The organism is Streptomyces sp. NPDC047000, from assembly GCF_040644295.1.
In the GTDB taxonomy this organism is placed as follows: Bacteria; Actinomycetota; Actinomycetes; order Streptomycetales; family Streptomycetaceae; genus Streptomyces.
On sequence record NZ_JBEYWE010000042.1, the window covers coordinates 1 to 22,904 of the forward strand.

At 70.0% G+C, this 22,904-nt stretch carries 24 protein-coding genes and 2 pseudogenes; 11 read left to right on the top strand and 15 right to left on the bottom strand.

Annotated features, from left to right (window positions below):
• The 3 genes from ABZ862_RS35975 to ABZ862_RS35985 all read left to right on the top strand — a co-directional run.
• Positions 1-343, top strand: a 343-nt coding sequence (locus ABZ862_RS35975) for a hypothetical protein (RefSeq protein WP_360968002.1), incomplete at its 5' end; no start/stop codon positions are given.
• Positions 344-860: 517 nt separating this feature from the next.
• Complete coding sequence (locus tag ABZ862_RS35980) at positions 861-1,106, top strand: hypothetical protein (RefSeq protein ID WP_360968005.1); 246 nt, start codon at positions 861-863, stop codon at positions 1,104-1,106.
• Positions 1,103-1,606 (top strand): SRPBCC family protein, encoded by a 504-nt coding sequence (locus ABZ862_RS35985; protein ID WP_360968008.1) that lies wholly within the window; start codon positions 1,103-1,105, stop codon positions 1,604-1,606. The genes ABZ862_RS35980 and ABZ862_RS35985 overlap by 4 nt, the downstream gene beginning before the upstream one ends.
• Here the strand turns inward: ABZ862_RS35985 and ABZ862_RS35990 are convergent.
• A complete protein-coding gene (locus ABZ862_RS35990; protein WP_360968010.1) occupies positions 1,586-2,578 on the bottom strand; it encodes an alpha/beta hydrolase in 993 nt (330 codons plus the stop codon). The two genes, ABZ862_RS35985 and ABZ862_RS35990, sit on opposite strands and share 21 nt — an antisense overlap.
• A 43-nt stretch (positions 2,579-2,621) precedes the next feature.
• Between ABZ862_RS35990 and ABZ862_RS35995 the strand changes: the two genes are divergently transcribed.
• Both ABZ862_RS35995 and ABZ862_RS36000 read left to right on the top strand, forming a co-directional pair.
• Positions 2,622-3,098, top strand: coding sequence for a MarR family transcriptional regulator (locus ABZ862_RS35995; RefSeq protein WP_360968013.1), 477 nt, complete (start codon positions 2,622-2,624; stop codon positions 3,096-3,098).
• A 337-nt stretch (positions 3,099-3,435) separates the two neighbouring features.
• Positions 3,436-3,948 (top strand): DUF4265 domain-containing protein, encoded by a 513-nt coding sequence (locus ABZ862_RS36000; protein ID WP_360968015.1) that lies wholly within the window; start codon positions 3,436-3,438, stop codon positions 3,946-3,948.
• Here the strand turns inward: ABZ862_RS36000 and ABZ862_RS36005 are convergent.
• The 3 genes from ABZ862_RS36005 to ABZ862_RS36015 are packed head-to-tail and all read right to left on the bottom strand — an operon-like array spanning position 3,890 to position 6,200.
• Complete coding sequence (locus tag ABZ862_RS36005; protein WP_360968017.1) at positions 3,890-5,572, bottom strand: hypothetical protein; 1,683 nt, start codon at positions 5,570-5,572, stop codon at positions 3,890-3,892. The two genes, ABZ862_RS36000 and ABZ862_RS36005, sit on opposite strands and share 59 nt — an antisense overlap.
• 20 nt (positions 5,573-5,592) lie before the next feature.
• Positions 5,593-5,880 (bottom strand): hypothetical protein, encoded by a 288-nt coding sequence (locus tag ABZ862_RS36010; RefSeq protein WP_360968019.1) that lies wholly within the window; start codon positions 5,878-5,880, stop codon positions 5,593-5,595.
• A gap of 29 nt (positions 5,881-5,909) precedes the next feature.
• Positions 5,910-6,200 carry a hypothetical protein gene (locus tag ABZ862_RS36015; RefSeq protein WP_360968022.1) on the bottom strand — a complete coding sequence of 97 codons (291 nt, stop codon included), beginning with the start codon at positions 6,198-6,200 and terminating at the stop codon, positions 5,910-5,912.
• Positions 6,201-6,491: 291 nt separating this feature from the next.
• Between ABZ862_RS36015 and ABZ862_RS36020 the strand changes: the two genes are divergently transcribed.
• Positions 6,492-6,734 (top strand): hypothetical protein, encoded by a 243-nt coding sequence (locus ABZ862_RS36020; RefSeq protein WP_360968025.1) that lies wholly within the window; start codon positions 6,492-6,494, stop codon positions 6,732-6,734.
• A gap of 215 nt (positions 6,735-6,949) precedes the next feature.
• On the opposite strand, the gene ABZ862_RS36025 is transcribed toward ABZ862_RS36020, so the two are convergent.
• From ABZ862_RS36025 to ABZ862_RS36040, 4 genes are read right to left on the bottom strand one after another with little or no spacing between them, the layout of a single operon-like run.
• Positions 6,950-7,879, bottom strand: coding sequence for an IS3 family transposase (locus ABZ862_RS36025; protein WP_360968029.1), 930 nt, complete (start codon positions 7,877-7,879; stop codon positions 6,950-6,952).
• Positions 7,876-8,220, bottom strand: coding sequence for a transposase (locus tag ABZ862_RS36030; RefSeq protein WP_360968032.1), 345 nt, complete (start codon positions 8,218-8,220; stop codon positions 7,876-7,878). Before ABZ862_RS36030 ends, ABZ862_RS36025 begins: the two co-directional genes overlap by 4 nt.
• Positions 8,221-8,241: 21 nt before the next feature.
• Positions 8,242-8,496, bottom strand: coding sequence for a hypothetical protein (locus ABZ862_RS36035; RefSeq protein ID WP_360968034.1), 255 nt, complete (start codon positions 8,494-8,496; stop codon positions 8,242-8,244).
• A 41-nt stretch (positions 8,497-8,537) separates the two neighbouring features.
• Positions 8,538-9,344, bottom strand: a complete 807-nt coding sequence (locus tag ABZ862_RS36040; protein WP_360968037.1) for an SDR family NAD(P)-dependent oxidoreductase — start codon at positions 9,342-9,344, stop codon at positions 8,538-8,540.
• A 66-nt stretch (positions 9,345-9,410) separates the two neighbouring features.
• Here ABZ862_RS36040 and ABZ862_RS36045 point away from each other — a divergent pair, with 66 nt between their 5' ends.
• Both ABZ862_RS36045 and ABZ862_RS36050 read left to right on the top strand, forming a co-directional pair.
• Positions 9,411-10,334, top strand: coding sequence for a helix-turn-helix domain-containing protein (locus ABZ862_RS36045; RefSeq protein ID WP_360968040.1), 924 nt, complete (start codon positions 9,411-9,413; stop codon positions 10,332-10,334).
• Complete coding sequence (locus tag ABZ862_RS36050; protein WP_360968042.1) at positions 10,234-11,295, top strand: IS630 family transposase; 1,062 nt, start codon at positions 10,234-10,236, stop codon at positions 11,293-11,295. Before ABZ862_RS36045 ends, ABZ862_RS36050 begins: the two co-directional genes overlap by 101 nt.
• Positions 11,296-11,298: 3 nt before the next feature.
• Here the strand turns inward: ABZ862_RS36050 and ABZ862_RS36055 are convergent.
• The 5 genes and pseudogenes from ABZ862_RS36055 to ABZ862_RS36075 all read right to left on the bottom strand — a co-directional run.
• Positions 11,299-11,720 (bottom strand): annotated as a pseudogene (locus tag ABZ862_RS36055) (transposase); the annotation flags it as partial.
• A gap of 47 nt (positions 11,721-11,767) precedes the next feature.
• Positions 11,768-12,409 (bottom strand): CATRA conflict system CASPASE/TPR repeat-associated protein, encoded by a 642-nt coding sequence (locus ABZ862_RS36060; RefSeq protein ID WP_360968130.1) that lies wholly within the window; start codon positions 12,407-12,409, stop codon positions 11,768-11,770.
• 13 nt (positions 12,410-12,422) lie between these two features.
• Positions 12,423-12,800 (bottom strand): CATRA system-associated protein, encoded by a 378-nt coding sequence (locus ABZ862_RS36065; RefSeq protein WP_360968045.1) that lies wholly within the window; start codon positions 12,798-12,800, stop codon positions 12,423-12,425.
• A complete protein-coding gene (locus ABZ862_RS36070; RefSeq protein WP_360968048.1) occupies positions 12,797-14,707 on the bottom strand; it encodes a GTPase domain-containing protein in 1,911 nt (636 codons plus the stop codon). Before ABZ862_RS36070 ends, ABZ862_RS36065 begins: the two co-directional genes overlap by 4 nt.
• On the bottom strand, positions 14,704-18,735 hold the full coding sequence (locus ABZ862_RS36075) for a GTPase (protein ID WP_360968051.1): 4,032 nt from the start codon (positions 18,733-18,735) through the stop codon (positions 14,704-14,706). The genes ABZ862_RS36070 and ABZ862_RS36075 overlap by 4 nt, the downstream gene beginning before the upstream one ends.
• Positions 18,736-19,311: 576 nt before the next feature.
• Here ABZ862_RS36075 and ABZ862_RS36080 point away from each other — a divergent pair.
• Positions 19,312-19,860 (top strand): hypothetical protein, encoded by a 549-nt coding sequence (locus ABZ862_RS36080; RefSeq protein ID WP_360968054.1) that lies wholly within the window; start codon positions 19,312-19,314, stop codon positions 19,858-19,860.
• A 537-nt stretch (positions 19,861-20,397) separates the two neighbouring features.
• Here ABZ862_RS36080 and ABZ862_RS36085 read toward each other — a convergent pair.
• Complete coding sequence (locus ABZ862_RS36085; RefSeq protein WP_360968056.1) at positions 20,398-21,150, bottom strand: DDE-type integrase/transposase/recombinase; 753 nt, start codon at positions 21,148-21,150, stop codon at positions 20,398-20,400.
• 291 nt (positions 21,151-21,441) lie between these two features.
• Between ABZ862_RS36085 and ABZ862_RS36090 the strand changes: the two genes are divergently transcribed.
• Both ABZ862_RS36090 and ABZ862_RS36095 read left to right on the top strand, forming a co-directional pair.
• On the top strand, positions 21,442-21,801 hold the full coding sequence (locus ABZ862_RS36090; protein ID WP_360968059.1) for a GyrI-like domain-containing protein: 360 nt from the start codon (positions 21,442-21,444) through the stop codon (positions 21,799-21,801).
• A 207-nt stretch (positions 21,802-22,008) separates the two neighbouring features.
• A pseudogene (locus ABZ862_RS36095) lies at positions 22,009-22,110 on the top strand (IS5/IS1182 family transposase); the annotation flags it as partial.
• Between the two features lie 337 nt (positions 22,111-22,447).
• Here the strand turns inward: ABZ862_RS36095 and ABZ862_RS36100 are convergent.
• On the bottom strand, positions 22,448-22,873 hold the full coding sequence (locus ABZ862_RS36100; protein WP_360968062.1) for a hypothetical protein: 426 nt from the start codon (positions 22,871-22,873) through the stop codon (positions 22,448-22,450).
• Positions 22,874-22,904 lie beyond the last annotated feature (31 nt).

Sequence of the window (22,904 nt, forward strand, 5' to 3'; positions counted from 1 at the left end):
GCACTATCAACCGGTCTGGACCAGTCTCAACTCGCTCAGCAGCAAAGACGCTCGATCAGACCCGAACGTGTGCCCACCAACTGTCGAAGCCGGGGATGAGCGCGTGGAGTTCGCGGCAGTGGACGCGGACCGGCCTGAGCCGGAACTGCCCGGAACCGGTGAGGATTTCCGACGGCTAACGAGTCATGCGGCGAAGGCCAGGAGCGAGGCTGCCGCGCGGTCACCGGCCTCCGCATCGAGTGCGTTCCTGACGGAGAAGACCACTGACGTGCCGGTAGCTGCCCTTAAGCCGAGCAGCATGATCCTCAGAATCACATCACATACCGGCACTCAACGGATCTGACCAATACACAGGAAAGACGACAAGAACTGGGCAAAGATCCCCGAACCTGACAAAAACCCAGGCCACAACACCCGCAGCTGACCAGTACCAACCTGCCCGGTCCCCCGAAACACGACCTCACCCGACAGACGAGCCATACAGGCAAACTGATCAACCCAGGTCAACAACAGGCAACCGGATCACATCGACTGCTCGCCGAGCTTGGCGTTTATCCTCGGCGGGCTTGATGTTCCTTGATCGACTCGGCGCGTTTGACGGTCTTGCCCACGTCGTGGCGCTTGGCTCGGTGTGTGTTCTTCGAGCCCGGAGGCCGTCCCGGGCCCGGCTTGGACGGTTTCGGTGCGACCGCCGAACGGGCCGGAGGCTGTCGCACGGCTCCGGCAAATCGCACGTCGCCCCCTCGATGTCGGCTCTCCTGGTCGTCCGATCGTCCACGGCCTCGACCCCATGTGCAACGGGCCTCGGCCCGGTCTGCCGGATCCGCCCTCGAAGGCCCACCCGCTGTTATCTTGTTACCATGGTACCTATTACGAGAGTGCAGACCGGTCTGCGGATCGAGCGCAACACCCTGAAGGTGCTCAAGGCTCTGGCCGAGTACCTCGACATGCCCGTGGGCGAGTTGGTCGAGGGAATCGCCCTGCACGCCTTCGAGGGAAAGACTCCCTTCTCCCCCGAGACACAGGCCAAGATCGAGCAGCTCAAAGCGGTCTACGGCCTCACCCTCACCGCGGCGCACGCACACAAACTCGAGGAGAAGCAGTGACCGGCGAATCCGGGGCCGGGCATCGGCTCGCCGGCACCTTGCACGTCGCTCTCCCGCCAGACCAGGCATTCCGCCTGTTCACCCCGCGCGGCGAAGAGGACTGGGCGCCGGGGTGGGCGCCGCGATTCCCGGCAGCCGCAGCCATCGACCAGATCGACGACACGGCGCCCGGAACCGTCTTCGAGACGCACGCGGAGGGCTGCACCACCACCTGGATGGTCGTCGACCGGGTACCGGGCCGCAGCATCCGTTACGCACGCGTCGTCCCGCACCGGAACGCCGGGACCGTCACCGTCGCCCTCGACTCCGCCGAAAACCCCAGCCCCGGCAGTCGCGTGACCGTCACCTACGAACTCACCGCACTCACCGACGCCGGCCGGCGGCACTTGGAGGAGTTCGCCTCGGGCTATGCGGCCTACCTGCGCTCCTGGCAGGACGCCATCGGGGCGTCGCTGGACCCGCGCGCGAGCACCGACCGCTCACCGGGGGCACGTCCCTGAAGAGCCCGTGGCCCGCCGGCTGACGGCGGACCGCCGACGTGCCCTCTCCTGCTCTGCCGATGTGCGCACCGTGCCCGCGGCGCGGATGCGCTGGCCGAGGAAGAGAGCCGCGCGGTCCAGCGCCTCGTCGGCCTCGTCCAGGACACCGGCGAACGCCTGGAACACGTGCGGCACGTCGGCGGTGACGTCCAGGACGACGTCCACGCCGACCGACCTCGCACGCGCGGCGAGGCGCGTGGAGTCGTCCAGCAGGATCTCGTTGGTGCCCACCTGGATCAGCATGGGGGGAAAGCCGGTCAGGTCGGCCAGGACAGCCGGACTGAGCAGGGGCTGGCGAGGGTCGGCGCCGGCGAGATACATGGCCCCGGTGTGTTCGACCGCCTGGCGGGTGAAGACCGGGTCGATGCCTTCCTTGGTACCCATGCTCTCGCCCGTGCGGGTGGCATCGAGGCCCGGGGAGAACGCCACGATCGCGGCGGGCAGCGGGAGGCCCGCGTCACGGGCGGCGAGGCAGGTGGTGACGGTGAGGCCGCCGCCGGCGGAGTCCCCGGCGAACACGATGGCCGAGGGGTCTTCGCCGCGGTCGAGGAGGTCACGGTAGGCACTCAGGGTGTCGTCGATCGCGGCCGGGAACGGGTGCTCGGGGGCGAGCCGGTAGTCCACCGAGTAGGCCGCTGAACCGGTCCTGGCCACGAGGTGTCCCGTCAGCGACAGGGCGGTCTCGGGGGAGCCGAACACGAAGCCGCCGCCGTGGAAATACAGGATCGACCCGGCGCGGGGCCCGTTGTCCGGCTCGACCCGCAGGGCGGGTCGGCCGCCGAGTGCCGTCCGGGTGGTGCGGATGCCGTCGGGCACGGTCATCCGGGCCATCAGCGCCCTGAAGCCCGCCCTCATCTCCTCGACCGACCGCGGTCCCCCGGGCTGCGGCTGCCGCAGCATCGCGTCGACCTCGGCGCGCTGCGCCTTGCTCATGGCTGTTCTCCCGCCAGAAGTAGCTTCCAGTACACTATATGCCATGGAATACACATCGGGCGGTGGCCAGATCGACCTGCCGGGCTTCTTCGCCGACCTCGTGCGGTGCGAGACACGCCTCTACAACGCGCTGAACGACCGCCTCCGCACACGGCACGGGATCACCACCTCGCAGTTCGAGTCCCTGCGCTTCCTGCGCGACCACCCCGGAGCCCGTGTGGCGGACATCGCAGCCGAGTTCGCCATCGGTATCGGGGCCACCAGCAAGGGCGTCGACCGCTTGGAGAGACAGGGATGGGCCGTCCGGCAGCCGAACCCGGCCGACCGCAGGTCCTCGCTGCTGGCCCTGACCGACGACGGCACGCGGCTCGTCGACGCCGCGCAGGAGACCCTCGCCGAGGCACTGGCCGAACTGATCGGCGACACCTTGGACAGTGCCTCGGTGTCGGCCGCCGCCCAGGCCTTCGTGAAGCTGCGCTCGGCACTCGAACGCAACCGGATCGGCATGCCCACGGGCTGACGGACATCGCCCGGGCGGGCCCCGGCCAGGCCGGTCCACCCGGAAGGCCCGGCTGTCCAGGCCCGCGCCGAGCAGCACGCCCCGCTCCCGCTCCCGATCCCGCTCATCAGCCACCGCACCGGCCCGGTGCTCCAGCGGCCGATCGGAACGCGCTCTGATCTTGGCATTTATCCTCGGCGGGCCCGGTGTTCCTTGATCGATTCGGCGCGTTTGACGGTCTTGCCCACGGAGGGTTCACGAGAGACTTTGACCAGGGGCGACGCGGGGGCTTGAAGATCGTTCTCCGTTCGTGAGGTGATCGTTCCCCAGCAGGGCCGTGGCTGTGGATGATGGTGCCGTGACGAGCGTCAGGGACGACCATGTGAAGGTTCATTTCCGGCTGGAGGTGGATGAGGACGGTTGGCCGCCGGCGAGTGTGGAGAGCTTGTGGGCGGTGGACCTCGGGAACGGCACCGTGCGCCTGGACAACACTCCTTGGTTCGTACGCGGAGTCGCCGGTGACGACATCATCCGGGTGGAGATCGACGTGGAAGGTGTCCGCTGGGCCGGTGAGACGGTGCGGGCTTCGGAGAACTGCACCATCCGGCTGATCGTCCTGAAGGACGGTGGCTCGGGTGCTGCTCGGCAGACCGTGCTGGAGACGTTCCACCGCCTGGGCACGACCGGCGAGGGGATCGAGCAGTTCCGGATGGTGGCTCTCGATGTTCCGCCGGATGCCGACCTGCCTCGGATACGGAAGCTCTTGGAACATGGCGATGCCAAGGGGTGGTGGCATTGGGAGGAAGGGTGTGTCACCGCAGCGTGGCAGGCCACCACCATGCAGCCGCCGCCCTTGTGGAATCCGGGGTAAGGGTGTCGGGCCCGGTCTGCTCGAGGTGGGCGGCCAGCAGCCGGTCCCGCAGTCTTGGGTCGGTCTGGGAAAGCTGTCTTCCCGTGAATGCCTCGGTCCGCTCGGCCAGGGCGACGTCGGCGCGCGCGTCATCGGCGGCCAGGTCGAGTACGGCGCGCGCGATCACGAGGCCCACGAAGGCCTCCGGATGCTGCAGGGACACCTCGGCCAGGTCCCGGCGGAAGACGACCGCATGCCGGGAGGCGTAGTCGGTGAGTTCGGTGTCCAGGCGCAGCAGTGCGGCGAGTATGTAGCGGATCGTACGCGTCTGCGGATGCGGCGCGGTCGTGGGCATGGGCCTGTCCCCGGCGCCCCTGCCTCGGGGAGGGTGGGCGGTGTGTACGAGGGCGGCGAGCAGCTGCCCGGTGTCCCAGTCGGACAGGCGGTGGGCGGACAGCGCAGCAAGGCGTTCTTGTGCCTCGTCGTCGGTGAGGCTGTCGTTCCGGGCTGCGGCCCTGATCTCCTGGTCGGTGGCGTGCTCGGCGCGTACGGCGGCGCGCAGAATGCCTTCTACCGTGCGGATCCAGTCCTCGTCGCGGTCGGTGAGGGGGATGTCCTTGGCCCAGTCGGCGGCCAGGCGCAGCAGCCAGCCGTGCGTGGTCCGCGGATCGCGCTCGGGTTTGGTCAGGTCCGTGATGACCGCGCGGATCTCGCGGGTCAGGCCGATGCCCGGCCGGGCGGCCAAGCGCAGCAGGGCGGCCGTCGCGTCCGGACCTGCCGCGGCCGCTGCTGCGGCGTGGTCGGCCAGCCACTGCCTTACCCGGCCTGGGGCGGTCTCGGTGAGGTGGTCGAGGTAGGGGGCGGCCGGCCAGCTCCCGGCAGAGGTGCTGGTGTCGGGCATCAGCAGAATGTCGTCCAGCAGCTCCAGCCAGGCGGCGGCCGGCCTGGAGAGGAAGAAATAGCGGGTGGCGCGCGGATCCGCCCACTGGGCCAGCATCGCCGCGTCCTGGGCCGTCGGCTCCTGCCGCTCAGCCAGTTCCAGGACCTGCTCGGCGCGGCCGGGCAGCGGGACGAACACCTCCCGTGCCAGACGCACCACTTGCCGGTAGCGGGCGGCGGCCTGCTGCGAGGCGCTGCCGTGGACCACGTTGGAGGTGACTGCGTACAGCTTGCCCCATGCGTCCAGGGCGTTTCCCTGTGCGGCGCCCAGGCGCTGGTCCATCACCCGCTCGGCCACGCCCTTGGCCCGGCGCCGGTGGTAGCCGCCGGGCATATCAAGCTCGACGCGCAGTTCGTCGGCGGCCTGTCGCATACGCTGCAGTGCCTGCTGCGGATCCCGGCGGCTGTCGGGCCGGTAGGCGTCCACCGCCTTCAGCAGGTCCCTGGCCGTACTCTTCAGGCCGCGGGGTGTGCCCCCGCCGGGCAGCTTCAGCAGGGCGTCGACGGCGCCGCGCACGCACGACTCCGCGATCTCTCCCGGCTGCTCGTAACGGTCGTCGGTCAGCATCCGGTACGCGTCGCTCAGCAGCCCCAGCGCCCGTGCCCCGCCTTCACCTTGCTCCCTCAGCGAGGCCACCAGCGCCTCGTCCACCGGCTGCACACCGCACTCGCCACCGCCGTCGGCCGACTGCGTCGCATCGCTCACGGTCGCCACCGTAGCCGGACTCAGAGCCGTTGGGGCGGAGGACTGGAGTTCCTCGGCGGCGGGGAGGCGGCGGCGTCGTCCGCGAAGACCTTCAGCGGGACCCCGATGAGAGTCAAGACGAACCCAAAGGTGATCAGCGTCAAGGTGAACATCTTGACGAAGGCGCTGCCGGCAGCGGCGATGGCATCGTGAACGGACTTCGAGGAGTCCGCGTTGGTGTTGATGAAGGCCATCAAGCTGATCGACAACGAGATGAAGAAGGCCAGGGCCAGAAGGCCGAAGGCCAGCAACCAGAACCAGGTCGGCATGTTCTCTCTCGCGAGTGCTGAGTTTGTGATCACTGTGCAGGCTGGATCGGAACCGAAGATGCGTTCGGGTCGGCGTCGAGCTCAAGCCAGATGACCAAACGGGACTTGGATGAGGGCTCGTCCGCGATCTCGGGTACTACGCGGACGAAGGCCCAGGAGGCGTGCGTGGGCTTTTCCACGCTCTCGCGCTCTACGCAGACGAAGACGAAGGCATCGGACGTGGATGCCTCACTCGGGAACTCACCCGAAGACCACGGCTGTGCATCTGAGGTGTGGTCCACCCGTACCTGATCCTCTCGTTCAGTGCGCTCCAGCAGCATGAGGCCGCAATGCCCATCGGAAGGTGTTCGGGGTAGGTAACCACCTTCCTGAACAGGCAATTTGACGCCCCGACGGTCACGGTGCGCCCGATGCTGAGAACACACTGTAGCGTCTTGCGGCGCAAGCATCACAGTTGAGGTGAAGAAAGGCTACGTTCCTGGTGTCTTATAGGTCTCACGCGTGGAATGATGAGGGTGCCTCCTCGACGGGGCTTGCCTGCCCTGACCGGCGTCGGAGACCCGTCGAGGAACTCATTCAAGGAGCAACTGGCAGCAAGGAAAGGGGCTTTCGTGCCGCGAGACTCAGCCGCAAGCACCGAGCGTCCGGTCGAGAACGAGCGGTTCACGGTGACCTTGATCGTTCAAACTCTCCGTGCGCTCACGCACATCATGACCGTCACCGGCATGTCCAAGACGGACATCCTCAACCGGGCTGTCCAGATCTACGACTTCGTGCTCACGCAATCGGAGAACGACAAGGAACTGCTGCTTCGCAGCAAGGACGGCACGATCGAGAAAGTGCACATCATCTAGCAGCAAATCACTGTGATCACAGCGGCCCTGCACCCACACCGGGTGCAGGGCCGTGCCACGTTCGTTGCTGTTGCGGATGCCGTTCCCCCTCCCCCCAGGGGCCTGCCGATCAATAACTCGTCGATCTTGGTGGGGACTACGGGAGGGTGGGGTCGTGCCCGGCGATCGCGGCGAGTTGTTGTGCTGTCAATCCCCTGGTTTCGTAGAGACCTCTCCTATGCGGCCTTGCACCTCTGGTCGCTCTTCTTGCGTGCTTCGGTGATGGTCCGTTCGAACTCCTCCGGCGGCAGGCCGCCGGCCGCGCTGTGCCTGCGTCGCGGGTTGTGGAACCCGGTGATCCAGGTGGCGATCTTCAGGCGGGCCCCGATGCGGGTGGCGAATTGGTGCCGGTGGATGTACTCGACCTTGAGCAGCGAGTTGAACGACTCCGCGGCCGCGTTGTCCAGCGCCGACCCCACCCGCCCCATGGACTGCACCACGCCCAGGCGGTCACACAGGGTGTTGTACGCCTCTGACGTGTACTCACTTCCCCTGTCGCTGTGGAAGATCGTCCCGTCCCTTCGGCCGCCGCGCGTCGCGGTGGCCATCTTCAACGACGCCCCGACCAGAGCCGCGTCATGGTGCTCGCCCATGGCGTAGCCGGGGCAACGGCGCGAGAACGCATCGATGACCGTGGCCAGACAGATCTTGCCCTCACCGGTCTCGATCTCCGTCATATCGCCGTACCAGAGCACGTCCGGGGCCACCGCGTCGAAACGGCGATGCACCAGGTCAGGGGCAGCCTCCCGCTTGCCCTGCCGGGTCAGCGACCGCCGCCCGGGCGGCTTGCGGCCCTGCAGACCGAGCTCGGCCATGATCTCCGCAACCGTGTTCACCGACACCTGCCAGCCTTCCGCCCACAGGTCCAAAGTGATCCTCGGCGAGCCGTAGGTGCCGCCGGACCCGGTGAAGAAGTGGATGATCCGCTCCTCCAGCCTCGCCCTCCTGACCTCGCGTCTCGTCGGCTCGTCGGGGCGCCGGCGCCATTTGTAGAACCATGCCTCGCCCACCCCGACCACCCGGCAGGACACCCGGTGCGGGACGCCGTACTCGACCCTCTGGTCACCGATGAAGGCGACCACCACCTCCGGAGCGTTCTCGGTCACTTCACCCAGAGGGCCATGCATCGCTTGAAGACATCACGCCCCATCTCCAGCTCCCGGATCCGCTTGTTCTTCTCCCCGACCTCCCGGCGCAGCCGCTCCAGCTCGGCCCGCTCGGCCTCCCGCACCCGACCGCCACCGCCACTGGCGGCTGTCGGTCGTACGGGCCGGTCCGAGGACGTCGTCCCGTTGCGCCGCCACCGCGACACCCAGCTGTGCAGCGTGCCCGGGTTGATGCCGAGCTCCTCGGCGACCTCGCCGGCCGACCTCCCGGTCTCGACCACGATGCGCACCGCGCCCTCACGGAACTCGGCGTCGTACGGCGGCTTCTTCTTGGACCCCATGAATCCCGACTTCCCCTGCAATCACGGGCTCCACGCCACGAGGGGATGGTCGTCCTTGGCCTGCCCGATCAGCGCCGAGTCGCTGGTGCAGCCGGGCCAGGACCACACGCGCACCGGGATGCCGGTGCGAGGGACGGCCATCCCGATCACGACCTGCGGCAGGTCATCACGGTGGTCCTTGGACTTGCCGAACGACCTGAACCCCCGTACCCGGTGTTCATCGGTCGTCTCGTCCCCGGCGACGGGCCGGCCCCGCTTGTCTGCTACTTCCCCCACGCTGGGGATGGGGCGGCTGGGTGAGGATGCAGCCGGGTAGGTCATGTCGTCTCGCCCAGCTCGCGCCATTGTTGCCAGGTGGCGAGCCGCTGCTGGTAGGCCCGCTCGGCGACCGGGTACGGGTAGCTGCCGAGGAACAGCCGCAGCGGCGGTTCGGGCAGATCGACCAGGCTGAGGACGACGTCCGCGGTGACCGACGGGTCGCGCGGTGCACGCGCGGTGGCGCCAGCCCGGCGGGCGTGCCGGATCGGCTCGTAGGCCGCCATCGGGGTGGTGTGCGCCGCCGACGCCCCGGCCCAGTCGGTGTCGTACGGCCCTGGCTCGATGATCGTCACCTTGATACCGAGCGGGCCGACCTCTTGGGACAGGGCTTCGCTCATCCCCTCAAGGGCCCACTTGGAGGCGTTGTAGAGGCCCAGTGCAGGGAAGGCGGCGATGCCGCCGATGCTGGAGACCTGGACGAGGTGCCCGCTGCCCTGCGTCCGCATGACCGGCAGAGCGGCTTGGGTGACCCAGAGCGGGCCGAACAGGTTGGTCTCGATCTGGGCCCGGGCCTGCTCCTCGGTGGTTTCCTCGATCATGCCGAACAGGCCGTAGCCAGCGTTGTTGACGACCACGTCCAGGCCGTCGAAGGCTTCCGCGGCGCGGTCGACCGCGGCGAAGACCTGAGCACGGTCGGTCACGTCCAGCACGATCGGCAGGAAGCGGTCGCCGTAGGTCTCGGCCAGGCCCTGGAGCGTCTCGGGCTGGCGCGTCGTCGCGGCGACCCGGTCACCGCGCTTGAGCGCCGCCGTCACCCAGATGTGTCCGAAGCCGCGCGACGCCCCGGTGATGAACCATGTCTTCATGGCCTCGACCATGCGGCAGAGCAACATCCCCAGCCAGCACCCTGGCAGGGATACCCTCGACAGGCGATGACACGCGACAACCTTCTCGGACAGTTCCTCCAGGCGCGCCGGGCTCGCGTGCGCCCGGGTGAGGTGGGGCTTGCGACCTACGGCCGGCGCCGAGTGCCCGGACTGCGTCGCGATGAGCTCGCGCGGCTGGCCGGCGTCTCCGTCCAGTACCTGACACGGCTGGAACAAGGCGTCGACCGCAGCCCGTCCCCCCAGGTCGTGGACGCGTTGGCGACGGCGCTGCGCCTCGACCAGGACGCCGCGGCCCACCTGCACGCCCTTGCCGCCCCGCCATCCGAGCCGCGGCGGCCCAGCGAGGCCCGCGTCGAGGTGCAGCAATTGCTGGATTCGTGGGGCAGCACTCCGGCGTATGTCCGCGACCGTTGTTTCGACGTGCTGATGGCCAACAAGGCAGCCACGGTGCTCGCCCCGATGTACCACCCCGGTCACAACCTCGTCCGCGACGTGTTCTGCGACCCTGCCGCCCGCAGCTTGTTCCCGGACTGGCCGGACATCGCCGAGCAGACGGTCGCGGCCCTGCGGACAGCGGCCGATCCGCGCGACCTCCGGACTGCCGCACTCGTGGCCGATTTGCAGCGCAACGACGAATTCCGCTTGTTGTGGGGCCGGCACGACGTACGCCCGTCCCGCAACGAGATCAAGCGGTTCGACCACCCCGACGCCGGCCTCCTCATCCTGCGCCGCCAGACCCTCACCATCGCCGGTGCCGAGGACCAGGTGATCATCGTCTACCAGCCGGATCCCGGTAGTTCCTCGGCCGACGCCCTGACAAGGCTGCTATTGATCAGAAACGGTTCGGGTTCTGGGTCGTTGGTGGTGTGTGAGCGATCTGGTGGGGGACGCGCGACATCTGTCGCCGTCGGCGCAGGAGGCCCTGCGGCTGCGGGCGGTGGCCGCGTTGGTGGCGGGGCGGGACCGTGAGGACGTGGCGGCGCTGTTCGGGGTGTCACTGAAGGCGGTGGACGGCTGGTGGGCGAAGTGGCAGGCCGGTGGCCGGGAGGCGCTGGTCATGCGGCCCCGGGGCAAGCCGGTCGGGGTGCATCAGGTGCTCCCGGAGGCGGAGCAGGGCGCGGTGCGGCAGGCGGTGCTGGATCACCGGCCCTGTGACGTGGGGCTTTCCGGGCAGTTGTGGACGCGGCGGCTGGTGGGCGAGCTGATCGTGAAGCTGTACCGGGTGCGGCTGACCGAGCCCGGGGTGGGCAAGTACCTGAAACGGTGGGGACTGTCCTTCCAGCGGCCGGAGAAGCGGGCCGTCGAGCAGGACCCGCAGGCCGTCCGGCGCCGGCACGAGGAGACCTGGCCGCAGATCCGCGCGAAGGCGAAGAAGGACGGCGGCGAGATCCTCTTCGCCGACCAGGTCGGCATCCGCTCCGACCAGGTCACCGGCCGCACCTGGGGTGAGAAGGGCAGGACACCCGTGGTGCGGCGGACCGGGAACCGGTTCTCGGTGAACGCCATGTCGGCGATCAGCACGAAGGGCCGGATGCACTTCATGGTCTTCACCGAGAGCTTCACCGCCGAGGTGATGTGCCGCTTCCTGGACCGGCTCGCCGGCCACTTCGACCACAAGATCCACCTCGTGGTCGACGGGCACTCCGCCCACCGCTCGAAGAAGGTCCGCAACTGGCTCGCCGCCCACCCCGACGAGGTCGAACTGCACTTCCTGCCGCCGTACTCGCCCGAGCTGAACCCCGACGAGCTGGTCAACGCCGACCTCAAGCACAGCCTGCCCAAGCAGCACCGGGCCCGGAACCAGGCCGAACTCGCCGCCGAGACCCGCCGCTTCTTCCGCAGACGCCGGCGACAGCCCCACATCCTCCGCGGCTACTTCGGCGGCCCACACGTCCGCTACGTCCTGAACGAGAACCCCATGAGTTTCTGATCAATAGGTGGAAGGGGCGATCTTGCAGTCGTGCTCGGTGAGCGTCCTGCAGATCGGCTCGACGCCGCCGAAGCGGTCCCGGTGCTCGTCGATGAACGCTACGAGCGTGTGTGTGGCCGGTCGAGCTCGGCCGCGAAGAAACTCGCCGCCGCCTTGAGGATCTCGTTGGCCCGCTTCAGCTCGGCGTTCTCCTTCTTCAACGCCTTGAGCTGGGCCGATTCCTCCGTCGTCGTCCCCGGACGCTGCCCCGCGTCGATCTCGTGCTGCTTCACCCAGTTCCGCAGCGTCTCACGGGAGCCGATGCCGAGCTTCTCGGTCACCGCCTGCAAAGCGGCCGTCTCGTTCGGGTAGTCGTCGCGCACCTCGGCGACCATGCGCACCGCACGACGGCGCAGCTCAAGCGGGTAACGGGAAGGTCGTGCCATGACTCGATCCTTACATGAAATCGAGCCTCCACCTGCCCCGGGGTGCCTCAGCGCCAGGCCCAGGCGTCCAGTTCCCGTTCCAAGGCGACGGGGGCGAGCACCACCAGACGGCGTCTCGGCGGTGCCGCAGCGGCGGGATCGGTGTCCTGCGGTATCTCCCAGACGGCGAACCCCTGGCCGGTGGGCCAGCCGTCGTACTGCCACCGGCCCAAACGCGCTCCGGCCACCAGGTCCGGCAGCAGCGCGCCCACTCGGGCGAGGTCGTCCCCCGTGGACAGCGGGTACGCGGTGATCCCGAGCAGCACCCGGGCCGCGCCCATGCCTCCGGGTGCGGCTGCTGGGGGACGGGCGGTCTCCAGCAGCCGCCAGGAGGGCTCGCTGCCGGGGGTTCCGCCACCGTCCGGCGCCAGCAGGACGGCTGCTCCCAGCACGTCGTGGGTCTGGTACAGCAGCGCTTGCCGGATGCCGTCGCCCTCCTGTTGCCGGGCGGCTAGCACCCGATAGCCGTCGGCGGGTCCGCCGGGCAGCGGCCCCATATCGGTCGACGGTACGCCGGGCACCGGCCGGTCCATGCCCGACCGTCCGCACTCGTCCCACGCCCCCCGCACCCCGGTGGCCGCCCGTTCCTCCAGGCCGCGCGCCCCGACGTGGAAGAACTCGTGGTCGAGCAGGGCCTGGCGCAGCACCACGACGGTCAACGGTTCACCGTCCGTCCGTCTCCGCACCGCCATCCGGCGACGCGACACGGGCCCCGGTGGGCTCGCCGGCCTCCGCCACGATGCAGGTCACCAGTTCGTTCAGCTCGTCCGGGAGCCCCACCGGCGGAGGCCTCAGGGGTTCGTCCTGGTGCTTGGTCACCACCATCCGGGGCCCGGCCAGTTCCAGTCGGCCCACCGCCGCCCGCAGGCCCCGCCGGTCCTCCCCGTACCAGAGCCCGGCGATGTCCCGTACCGCGGCGCCGACCGCCTCCCACTGCGCCGGGGTGAGCCGCCACTCCGGCACTCGGCGCAGCGAGCGCACCACGCGCCAGGCGGTCTCGTACCCCTCCGGGCCGTCCCGTCCCGCTTCCCCCGGTGTCATCGGCCTCCCCCTTCCTCCTCCGGTCCTACCCGCCCGTCCCACGCCGTGTGCGCGCGTGCCGGGGCCCGCTCCAGCAGGGTGGTCAGATCGGCCGCGCCGGCCTCCAGTTCCTTCCCGCGCGCGTCGAGGACGTCCGTCATCGACCTCAGCGGCCGGGCCAGTTCGTCGAGACCGGTCCAGATCTCCGCGATCGCCAGGCTCCAGCCGAAGTCCGCTCCGTCCTCGCCGGTGCCGAGCACGCGGTCCACGATCGTGTCGGCGGTCTTGTCGAGCCTGCCGCGGAGTTCGCTGCGCCGCTCCGCCTCCCTGGCCTCCAGGCGGGCGCCCCGGATCTCGCGGAAGACGAGGGTGCCGAGTTCGAGAACGTGCGGAAGCACCGCGTCGAAGATCTTCATCCGCTGGAGCGAGGCCCGCGCCTGGTCGGCGTGCTCGGCGTCGGCAAACCCGACGCCGCTGCGGTAGTAGTGACGGAGCTTGCGCCGCTGGCCAGCGAGATTGTCCACGTGTCCCAGTTCCGCCACGGCCCGGTCGAACGACATGCCCAGGTTCTTCTCCTGGCGGCTCTGGTAGAGGCCACGGACCACCCAGCGGACCTGACCGCGCAGTTCGCGCAGGACGAGGTCGAGGCTGCGCTCCCCGGTCTTCGCCGCGGCCTGCGGTGTGCGCAGGACCGGTGGGTCGGTGAGCGTGCCGACGAAATGCTGGAAAGCCGACGCGGCGGCGCGCTGGGCCCGGGCGGCCAGTTCGGTGTCCGTCTGGCGCACCAGGCGGTCTAGCTCGGCGCCCCAGCGGGTGGACCACCCGGCCATGACCTTGCCGAGGCCGCCCTCCGCCTCGGCCCGGATCGCGGCTTCGTCCGCCCCGTGCAGGTTCTCGACCGCGGAGCTGAGCAATTCGTGGACCGAGGCCCGAAGTTCAGCGCGGGCGGCGGCGACGACGCCATCCAGCTCCGTGGTGACGGCGGCGAGCTGCGCCAGTTCCCGGCGTGCCTCGTCTGCCGCGAGCCGGGTCTGTGTCCGCTCGTTCCCAGCCTCGTCCAGCGCCTGCGTTGCGACCCGGCTCCAGAGCCGTACCTCGGCGGCGGCGCGCAGCTCCGGGATGTGGTCGACGAGCGCGGTCAGGTCCGCGCGGAGCCCGGCGATGCCGTCCCAGTCCCCGGTCGGCCCGTCGAACACACCGAGACCATAGGGGTCGGCGGCGACCAGGTGGACCGGCACGTCGTCCGGCGGCAGGCCGTCGCCCGTGCCGCGGGCCAGGAGCACGGCCAGCTCATCGCGTTTACGGGCGCACAGCCGCCGGTACGCGTCCGGATTGTCCTGCGGATCGATGCCCGCCTCGTCCATCCGCCCCACCGCCAGCAGCAGTGCGCCCGCCGGGAACAGCCGCGACGCCTTTGGCCCGAAGAAGGCGCCGGTGGCCACGGCGCGGATGTGCTCCACGCCAGTGGTGGCCAGCTGGGGCGGGAGCACGACGAGCAGGGCGTCGGTGACACCGAGCGCGTTGTCGGCGGCGGTCTCGTGCTCGGGGTGACCGGCGGAGATGCCCGGGGTGTCGGAGTATTCGATCCCGGCGCTGGTCTCCCGGCCGACGACGAAGGTCTCGGGACGGGCACCGATCGTCAGCCAGGACGGCACGGCCGTCCCGTCCTCCACCAGCAGGCGCTTGACCAGACTCGACTTGCCAGCGTTGTAGGGGCCGTAGACGGTCACCCGCACGGCCGTGCTGTGCCTGAACCCGTCCCACAGGGCCGTGACCTCGTCCGTGACGCCCTTCCCGGCGACGGTGCGCACCGCGCCGCGGATCCGGTCGATCCACTCCCCGGTGCTGCCGGTTTCCGCCCCGTTGACGGACGAGGTCGCGGTCCCGCTCTGGATCTCGATCTCGATCTCGGTGTCGGTCTCGGTCATTGCTCCCCCTCTGTGTGCTGCCGTGCTGAGTGGCCGACGGGCTCGTGGCCCAGGCGAGCGAACGCGTCGGCGATCACTTGCCGGATGGTGCCGATCCTGTCCCGCAGCGCGTCCGTGGTCCGGGTGTGCACGGCCGCGCGCTCGTCGATCTCCTTGGCTCGGGCGCTCAGTTCCTCGCAGTCGTCGTCGAGCCCGGACAGCAGGCCGGGTTCGTCCTCGGTTCCGTCCGTGATCACCTCGGCCCACCGGGCGCCGGACTCCCGCAGGGCCACCGACACCGCCAGCCGACCCTGGGCCAGTTCCTGGTCCTCCCTCACATCGCGGACCAGGCTGTAGACGTCAACGACACTGCCGACCACGGACAGGACCATTCCCGCCCTCGACATCAGCACCGCCCCGCGCGCGAGCGCGGCCGGCTCCAGGCTCCGGCCGAGCCACGTCGCCACCCGGGCGATCACCGGGCCGTCGGCGGCCTTCCCGATCAGTGCCCCCACCCGGCCGAACCCCTGGGCGGCCTTCCTGCGGCGCTCGCCGCGCGGGTGGCCGTTCAGAAAGCGGAGGTCCTCCACGGCGCCGGTCTCCGGGAACGTCCGGGCGAACGCCTTGGATCCCAGGCGGCGGCGGAAGGAGTGGGCGGTGCGCCGCCGCCAGACCGCGATCTCGTCGGCCGACTCGGCCCACCACTGCTCGACGACCGCCTGCAGGTCCGGGTCCTCCGTCCACCGGTCGAGGCGCTCGGCGAGCGCCTTGCGCTCCTCGGGGTTGCCGTTGCGCAGTGCCTTCTCCAGTCCGCGGTTGAGGAACTCGACCACCAGGTCGGTAAGGCGCGCGGCCCGTACCTGCCGGATGGCAAGGCCCTCGCGGAACCGGTCCACGACGTCTGCGCGCAGCCGGTCGAGCTGGTCGGCCCGTTCGTGTGCCGTACGCTCCTCGGCCTCGGCGTTTCGCAGCACGGCGCCGAACCGCGCGAGTCCGCCGTGCAGTACGGACACGTCGACGCCGTTCGCGTCCAGACCTGGCCGCAGTTCCTCCAGTGCCTCGGCCAGGACGTCCATGCCGTCCCAGTGGCGGTGCGGGTCGAAGTCTTCCCTGCAGCTGCCGTGGTAGCCGTAGGGGTCGGCGGACACGCACACGACGCGGTCCGGGTCCACCGGGGGCCGCCCGGAACCGGGCGGCGCCGTCCGGTCCAGGGCCTGCGCGAGTTCCACGCGCTTGCGGGCGCAGCGCAGGGCGAACTCCACGGGTGCGTCGAACGGATCGGGGCCGATCTGGTCAGAACGGTTGATGATCAGGACGGTCCGGTCGAGCTTCCCCTGCAGGTGCCGTTCCGGGTCCCCGTCGAGGACAAGGTCGAGGTCGTCGCGTTTGCCCACGACCAGGTTCGGCGGGAACAGGTAGAGGACGGCGGCGGCATCCGGCACCGCGCTGTGCGCCGCCGCACGGTGCGCTTTCCGTCCGCTCTGAAAACCGGGATTGTCGATGAACACAACTCCATCGATCTCGTACGGGGTCGGCTCGGCGGTCTGCGGCACGGCGGCGACGGCGGGGAGTCCATCTGGATCCGTCTCGGCGTCCACCAGTTGGCGCCGGATGAAGGAGGACTTGCCGCTGTTGTAGTCCCCGCACACCAGGACCCGGGGCCGGGCGTCGGCCGCGAGCCTGCCGAGCTGTGCCAGCACCTCGTCGACGCCGGCGTCGACGGCAGCAGCCTCGGCGGCTTCGGCCGCTTGGGTGTGGTCCTCGGAGCCGACGGCGGTGCGCTCGCGCAGCCGGCGGCGGGTCTCCCGCAGCCAGCCGCGGCCCGATCCCGGGGCCGGCATGGTGAACGGCCCCTCGGCTGCCCCTCGCGTCCACTCCGGGAATCCGGGCTGGGCAATGGACTGCGCCGGTCCGGACGGCCGCGACGGCGCCTCTCCGGTGCCCTGTTTCTCGGTACACCAGGACTCGCCGAGCCACAGGTGTGCGGCCGCCTCATTCCCGGCAAGGCCGGTGGCGGCCTCGCACGCGAGGGCAGTCTCGCGCAGCACTGCCGCCGGATCCGCGGGGTCTGGCAGACCCGCAGCCGTATTCCGCAGCAACTCCCGGCGGTGCGCCGCGGACTCCGCGACGCGGCGCAGTTCGACACCCTGTTGCACGGCGGCGCCGACCCGTTCGGCGAATGCCTGGCGGACCAGCTCGCCCGCCCGATCGGCCGCCGCCGTACGAGCCCCCTCGAAGGTCGCGGCCACGGCCTTGCGGGCGTCGGCTCGGGCACGTGCCAGCGCCTCCTCCTGGCGCCGGCGGGCACGACGGCGGCTCCAGCCGCTGAACGCCCGCCCGATCAGGCCGGCGGCCGCACCCGCGAGTAAGATGCCGCCGATGGTCCAGCCGACCGGGTTCCAGATGTTGGCGGCGACCAGGGCCGCCATGGCGGCGCTGCCGACGCCCGCCGCCGCTCCGCCCACACCGGCGGCGATGCTCATGCCGCGAAGGAGCCGCCCGGCCCGGCCCTCCACCCGGGCCCGCTCGGCCGCGACCGCGGCCAGGTCCGCTGCGGCATCCTCGACGACGAGGCCGACCCGGCGCCGGAGGTGTGCGGCGCTCGCCTCCAGCGCCCCCTGTAGGGCGGCTTCGATCTCCTCGGTGTCGAAGACCCGCTCGGCGAACACCTTGTCCGGCACCGCCTCGTTGCGTGCCATGGCCCTGTCGACGACGTCGTCGGCGCGCCGCTGGGCCGCGTCCCGCACCGGGGCCAGTGCCGCACGGATCGTGTGGTCGGCGTACCGCTCGAACTCCCCTGTCGGAGGTGCCTCGAAGCGTCCCCCGCGCATCCGCTCCAGCTCGGCGAGGATGGCGCGCAGACCCCCGTCGTCCCGGCGCGGGTTCCGTTCCGGTCGGCCGCCCGCGGCACCGGATCCCGCCTCCGTGCTTGCCGTGCCTGATCCGTCCGCCGCGGGGTCGGGGTCCGTGAAGGCCGATTCCGGTGAGCCCAGGACCGTCAGCATCCGTTCGATGCCGATCTCTGTCTGCTCGGCGAGCCGGAGGGCGGGCTCCTCGGCATGCACCCGGAGCCTGTCGTCCGCGTTCCGGCAGGCCCCGCCGATCTGGGACACCAGCGCGCCGAGCCGCAGACCGACCGCGTCCCGGCCGAGGGCCGTGGAAAGCAGGGATTCGAGGGCCGGCAGGTTCGACCAGTCGAGGAGGACGTCGATGGAACCCGCCTCCTTCCGGTGCTTCTTCAGGCTGTCCTTGTCGGGCCCCTGGTAGGGCAGGGCGGCGCGGGCGAACACCGCCCGCTTGGTGTTGAGGGCCACGACCGGGACGTCGTGCAAGCCGATGCGGGCGAGTTCGTCTCGGATGTTCTCGGCGTGCTCGGCGACGGAGCGGGAGAGCCTGCGACGGATCTCCTGCCGCGGCACCCGGGTGGGGAAGCGCCACATCGAGCTGCGGTTGTTGAGGACGGCGACCACCGGCTTGCCGTAGTCGGCGATCCAGTCGGCCACCTTGGCGAACTCACCCTCCTGCTGGCTCTGGCTGTCGAAGCAGAGGATCACCACATCCGCGGAGATCAGTGCCTCACGGGCGGTCTCCTCCAGCTCCGAGCGCGACTTCGTCCGCCCCCAGCCGTTGGTGCCCGGGGTGTCGACGATGCGGCATCCGCGCCACTGGCCAGGAGCGACGTCGGTGGTCCAGTCGGATGCGCCCTCAGGAGAGATCGAGCCGCCGAAACCCTGGGTCAGCGCCTCGGTCAGGCTGCTCTTGCCCGTACCGGTGCGGCCGAACAGGACGAGGTTGAACGTCCCGAGTTCGTCACCGAGCCGACGCTTCGTCAGCTCCGCCAACTCGCCGACGACGGCTCGCACCACGTCGTCGGCGTACGCGCGGAGCGCATCGGGGCCGGGCGGGGCCGAGCCGCCGGATAGTTCGTGCCCGACTCCCTGCATGAGCCCGCCGACGAGCCCGTTGATCTCGCGTCGCAGATCCACCGCGACCGGACGGCTCCGTTCGATCGCCTCCGCGACAGCGCGCTCCAGGTTTTCCGCCCCCACCAGAGCCTCCCCCGCTCCGTACCCGCCCATCGCCCTGCCGAAGGCCAGGCAAGGCGGGGCAATCGTGGCAGAAATACGACCCTCCCGGTAAACTTTTCTGGGGTTCAGAGGAACCTCACTCCGTCCAGCTCCCGTTCGCGTACGCTGGACCGCGGCTCCCTCATCCGGCGGTGCGCTACGCCGTAACGGGGTCTGTCCAGCCAGCGGACGAATCGCGCGACACCCGACAGGCCGGCCCGGCCACCAGCCCCCGTGCGGGCGGCGGCACGAACAGCCCTTCCCGCACCGCGTCAGCGGCCGCGGTGCCCGCCGGGTCCCTGCTCGGGGCGTGACCGGTGATCCGCCATGAGCCTCGCATCCCGCTGTTCATCGCGGCGTTGGCGACGGGGTGGTGACGTCGGGACGGGAGTCATCACATCGCAGTGTGTGCGTTTGACATCCCCTGGAGGCCATTCAAGAGTGCTTTTCAGACGACACAGGACATATAGACAGGAGTCCGGAATGCGCTTGTGTATCGGCCTTGGGCGCCATGACGTTATCGTCCCCGTACTGGCCGCCGCATTGGCCATGCCTCTGATGTCCGCAACCCCCGCCGCGGCACGCTCCTCCACCGGCACGGTCACCCGCTCCGGTGGGACCGTCACGTTCGAACCGCTGTCGGGTGCAGCCAACCAGGTCACCTTCTACGTCGCCAACGCCCCCCTCCTGCGGGTGTCCGACCCCGCCGGAATCACCGCGGGCACCGGCTGCACCCAGACCAGCCCGCGCACGGCGACCTGCGGAACGATCGCCGGCATCACCGGCATCCATGCCGACGGCGGCGACGGGGACGACCGACTCGCGGCCGGGGCGGATCTCAGCATCCCCGTCGACTTCGACGGAGGCCCCGGCCAGGACATCCTCGTCGGTGGTACCGGCGACGACCATCTGGTGGACCCCGACGGCTGGCCCACCCGCCCCCTCCGGGCCACCTTCCGCGCCGGCTACGGCAACGACGTCATCATCAGCCGCAACAGCGGCTACGACCGCGTCGAATGCGAGGGGGGCGGCAACGACACCGTCACAGCAGACCCCGCGGCCCTGGACCGGGTCACGAACACCTGCGAGACGATCAACCGGGGCTGACTCCCCCCGAGTCGGAACCGGAGCCGGCCGCGGCCTGGGACACCGGCACCCACCACTCGGCTCCCTCACCACGTCCCGGCAAGGGAGCCGGCCTTCGATCCGAAAACTGCCGGCGGACTGCTTGTCACCGGCTTCACCGCTCGTCAAGGCACCCCGGTACCGGAACACGAAGTCACCCGAATCGGTGAATGCACAGCCTCGAAGATCACACCGGGGCCAGGCGTCCAGGGGCGACGCGGCCGCGGCGGAATCATCCCGTTGCCCGGCCACCGGCTTCGGAGTCTTCATGGGGGCTGTGACTTCTTCCGCTTGTACACTGCCCACCGCCGGAGCCGGTCAGCCACCTGTGACACGTCTGGCCGGCGACCGGCACTTCGAGGCGAGCGTGAACCTGCCCACGGCCGCGTCGGTACTGCGCCCGGGACCTGTCAAAGCGATCAAGTCAGGTAGATCGTTCTAACGTTGTGCCGGGATCAGTGGGCCGTCCGGTGCCGGCTTGTTGATCCAGGCCGCTGCGGGGGTCCTCGGCGGCTCCGGTTACTTGCGGACGAAGCGTTCGGGGTGCTTCGCGTAGACGGCCCAAAGGACGTCGGCACGCATCTCGCGGAGCTGCCCGGCAAGGCCGAAGTGCACGTCGCAGGGCGTGTGGAGCCCGATCCCGGAGTGCCGGTGCTCCTCGCTGTACCAGGTGAAGAACTGGGTGCACCACGCGCGGGCGTCCTCGAGGGATCCGAAACGCCCGGGAAAGTCGTGCCGGTGCTTCAGGGTCTTGTACTGGCTCTCGCTGTACGGGTTGTCGTTCGACGTCTTCGGCCGCGAATGCGACGTGGTGACGCCGAGACCGGCCGTCATCCGGGCGACGTTCTGCGCGACCATCAGGGACCCGCGGTCCGAATGGATCGTCAACCACACTGTTCCGATGCCGTACTTGGCGATCGACTCGGACAGGAACCGCTCGGCGAGGTCCTTGTTCTCCCGGTCGGCGATCATCCAGCCGACCGTGCATCGGCTGAAGATGTCGATGATCGTGCAGAGGCAGCGGTAGGCATCCTCGACCGGTCCCTTCAGTTTCGTGATGTCCCAGCTCCATACCCGGTTCGGGTTCTCAGCGACCGGCTCGGGAACGGTCCGGGGTGGATGGACGGCCTGGCGGCGGCGTTCACCGACCTCGCCGTGCCGCCGCAGGAGCCGGCACATCGTCGACTCCGGGCACCGGCAGACGCCCCGGTCGAGGAGGACCGCGTAGATCTCGGCAGGCGCCATGTCCGCGAACTCCACGAAGTGGAGCACGCCGAGAACCCGTATCTCCCCCTCGGGCGACAGCGCCCGAGGATGCCGCCGCTGTTCCGGTCGCGGCCACTGGGGCGCTGGACTCCTGCGGTGGTGGCGGTAGTGGGTGGCCCTGCTCACGCCCCGCCCGCGCCAGGGACACCTGGAACTCGACCATGCTCATCAGCATGCCCTCCCGGATCACCGAGGAGATGATCGAGGGCGCCGAGCAGACCACGCCGGCCAAGAAGAAACTCCCCCACGATCCCTCAGCCGCGACACCTGCCCCTCCACAAGGGCCCCAGCGCCCAGGTGTCCCACCTCGGCTCCTACGACGACGAGGCACCCGTGCTGCACGAACTCCACCACACCCACCTTGACGCCAACGGCCTGCGGGCATCAGGCCTGCACCACGAGGCCTACCTCAATGACCCCCGCAAGACCGCCCCCGAGAAAAAGACATCGGTGACCCGCGCGGCCTCCCGGTTCTCGGCCACCCCGCACGCCCCGGTTCTCGCCGACCGACAGCAGGTGGTGGCGCTTGAAGGCACCGGGCATCCGGTACGTCACGGCGGCGGTGCCGACGGCGGCCGGAGCGGCTTCGGCAACCGACCGTACCCGGGCCCAGCACTGCTGCGGCTGCCGGCCGTGCCCATTCGGCCGGCCGGTTGACCGTGCAGGCACCGAACACCCCGATCGCGGAGGCCCGCCGGCCGTCGCGCGGTTCGGACAGCGACCGCGGCCATCGACATCATCCCCGCCGGCTCCGGTCTGCGGGCGCGGCTGACCACCACCCGCGCCGTGCTGGACGTCGGCGCCGACACGGTGACGCTGTCCGCCGCAGGCACTGTGTACGACTTCGCCCCCGAGGCGGAAGCCAACCGCGCCCACCTGCGCAGACGAGGCGTGTTCTGCACCATCCCGGAGAAGTCCGACCCGGTCCGCAACCGTAAGAAGCTCGGCTCCCGAGCCGGCCGGCCGCCCGAATTCGTCCCGCCATGCTCCGGCCTCAGCCCTCTTGCGGCGCCGTCCGCCCCTGCTCCTCGATCTTGCCTGGTTCCTCCGCGCACACAATCCGCGTGCCTGGGTGTGCTCCTTCCTGGCACCGGCCTTCTCGCGGCCTGCACGGCGTCCTCGACATGTGCCGGGAGCGTGCGGAGCTGCTCCGCGGCGGTGGCGACGCCTCCCTGCTGCCGTTCACCCCGCAGATCAGACCGAGCGGCTCCGACGCCGTTGCTTCAGACGTACGCGCAGGGCTTCCGGTCGGCCATGTGTGATCCCCCCAGTCCGCTTTCCCTCCGGTCGAGCGTTGCCGGGTTCACGGGGTCACGCCGTCCCCGGCGTAGAGGAAGCCGCCCGGCCGGGCCGGATCGGCGATCAGCAGGACCTGGTCGCCGGCACGGGGGATGCGCAGCTTGGAGACGAGGGTCTGCAGGGTGATCGGGTCGGTGGTTCCGGCCGGTTGGAGGACCAGGTCCACGACCGGGTCGAAGTTGACCAGTCGGCCGGTGTCGTCGACCGATATCACGACAGCCGGTGTGGTCGGCACTCCGGCAGCGAGCAACTGCTGGACGTCATGGCTCGAGTGGTGCGCGGCGATCGACTGCTGAACCGTGGCGAAGTCCTCCGCGCCGAGGAACGCGCGCGTGGCCCGCCCGTAGAAGCCCTTGCCGCTCGCCACCTTGCCGACGATCTCGGCAGCCCGCTCCTCGCGGTTCTTTCCACGCTTGCCGAATATTCCCATGACGCCCTCTCCTTGTGGTGATCACCGGTGT

Bases quoted from the DNA above. Each gene is read 5' to 3' on its own strand.
- ABZ862_RS36030 (WP_360968032.1), bottom strand. From the start codon at position 8,220: ATGGGGTCCAAGAAGAAGCCGCCGTACGACGCCGAGTTCCGTGAGGGC.
- ABZ862_RS35980 (WP_360968005.1), top strand. From the start codon at position 861: ATGGTACCTATTACGAGAGTGCAGACCGGTCTGCGGATCGAGCGCAAC.
- ABZ862_RS36100 (WP_360968062.1), bottom strand. From the start codon at position 22,873: ATGGGAATATTCGGCAAGCGTGGAAAGAACCGCGAGGAGCGGGCTGCC.
- ABZ862_RS36080 (WP_360968054.1), top strand. From the start codon at position 19,312: ATGTCCGCAACCCCCGCCGCGGCACGCTCCTCCACCGGCACGGTCACC.
- ABZ862_RS36065 (WP_360968045.1), bottom strand. From the start codon at position 12,800: ATGACACCGGGGGAAGCGGGACGGGACGGCCCGGAGGGGTACGAGACC.
- ABZ862_RS35995 (WP_360968013.1), top strand. From the start codon at position 2,622: ATGGAATACACATCGGGCGGTGGCCAGATCGACCTGCCGGGCTTCTTC.
- ABZ862_RS36070 (WP_360968048.1), bottom strand. From the start codon at position 14,707: ATGACCGAGACCGACACCGAGATCGAGATCGAGATCCAGAGCGGGACC.
- ABZ862_RS36040 (WP_360968037.1), bottom strand. From the start codon at position 9,344: ATGAAGACATGGTTCATCACCGGGGCGTCGCGCGGCTTCGGACACATC.
- ABZ862_RS36010 (WP_360968019.1), bottom strand. From the start codon at position 5,880: ATGCCGACCTGGTTCTGGTTGCTGGCCTTCGGCCTTCTGGCCCTGGCC.
- ABZ862_RS36015 (WP_360968022.1), bottom strand. From the start codon at position 6,200: ATGCTGCTGGAGCGCACTGAACGAGAGGATCAGGTACGGGTGGACCAC.
- ABZ862_RS35990 (WP_360968010.1), bottom strand. From the start codon at position 2,578: ATGAGCAAGGCGCAGCGCGCCGAGGTCGACGCGATGCTGCGGCAGCCG.
- ABZ862_RS36045 (WP_360968040.1), top strand. From the start codon at position 9,411: ATGACACGCGACAACCTTCTCGGACAGTTCCTCCAGGCGCGCCGGGCT.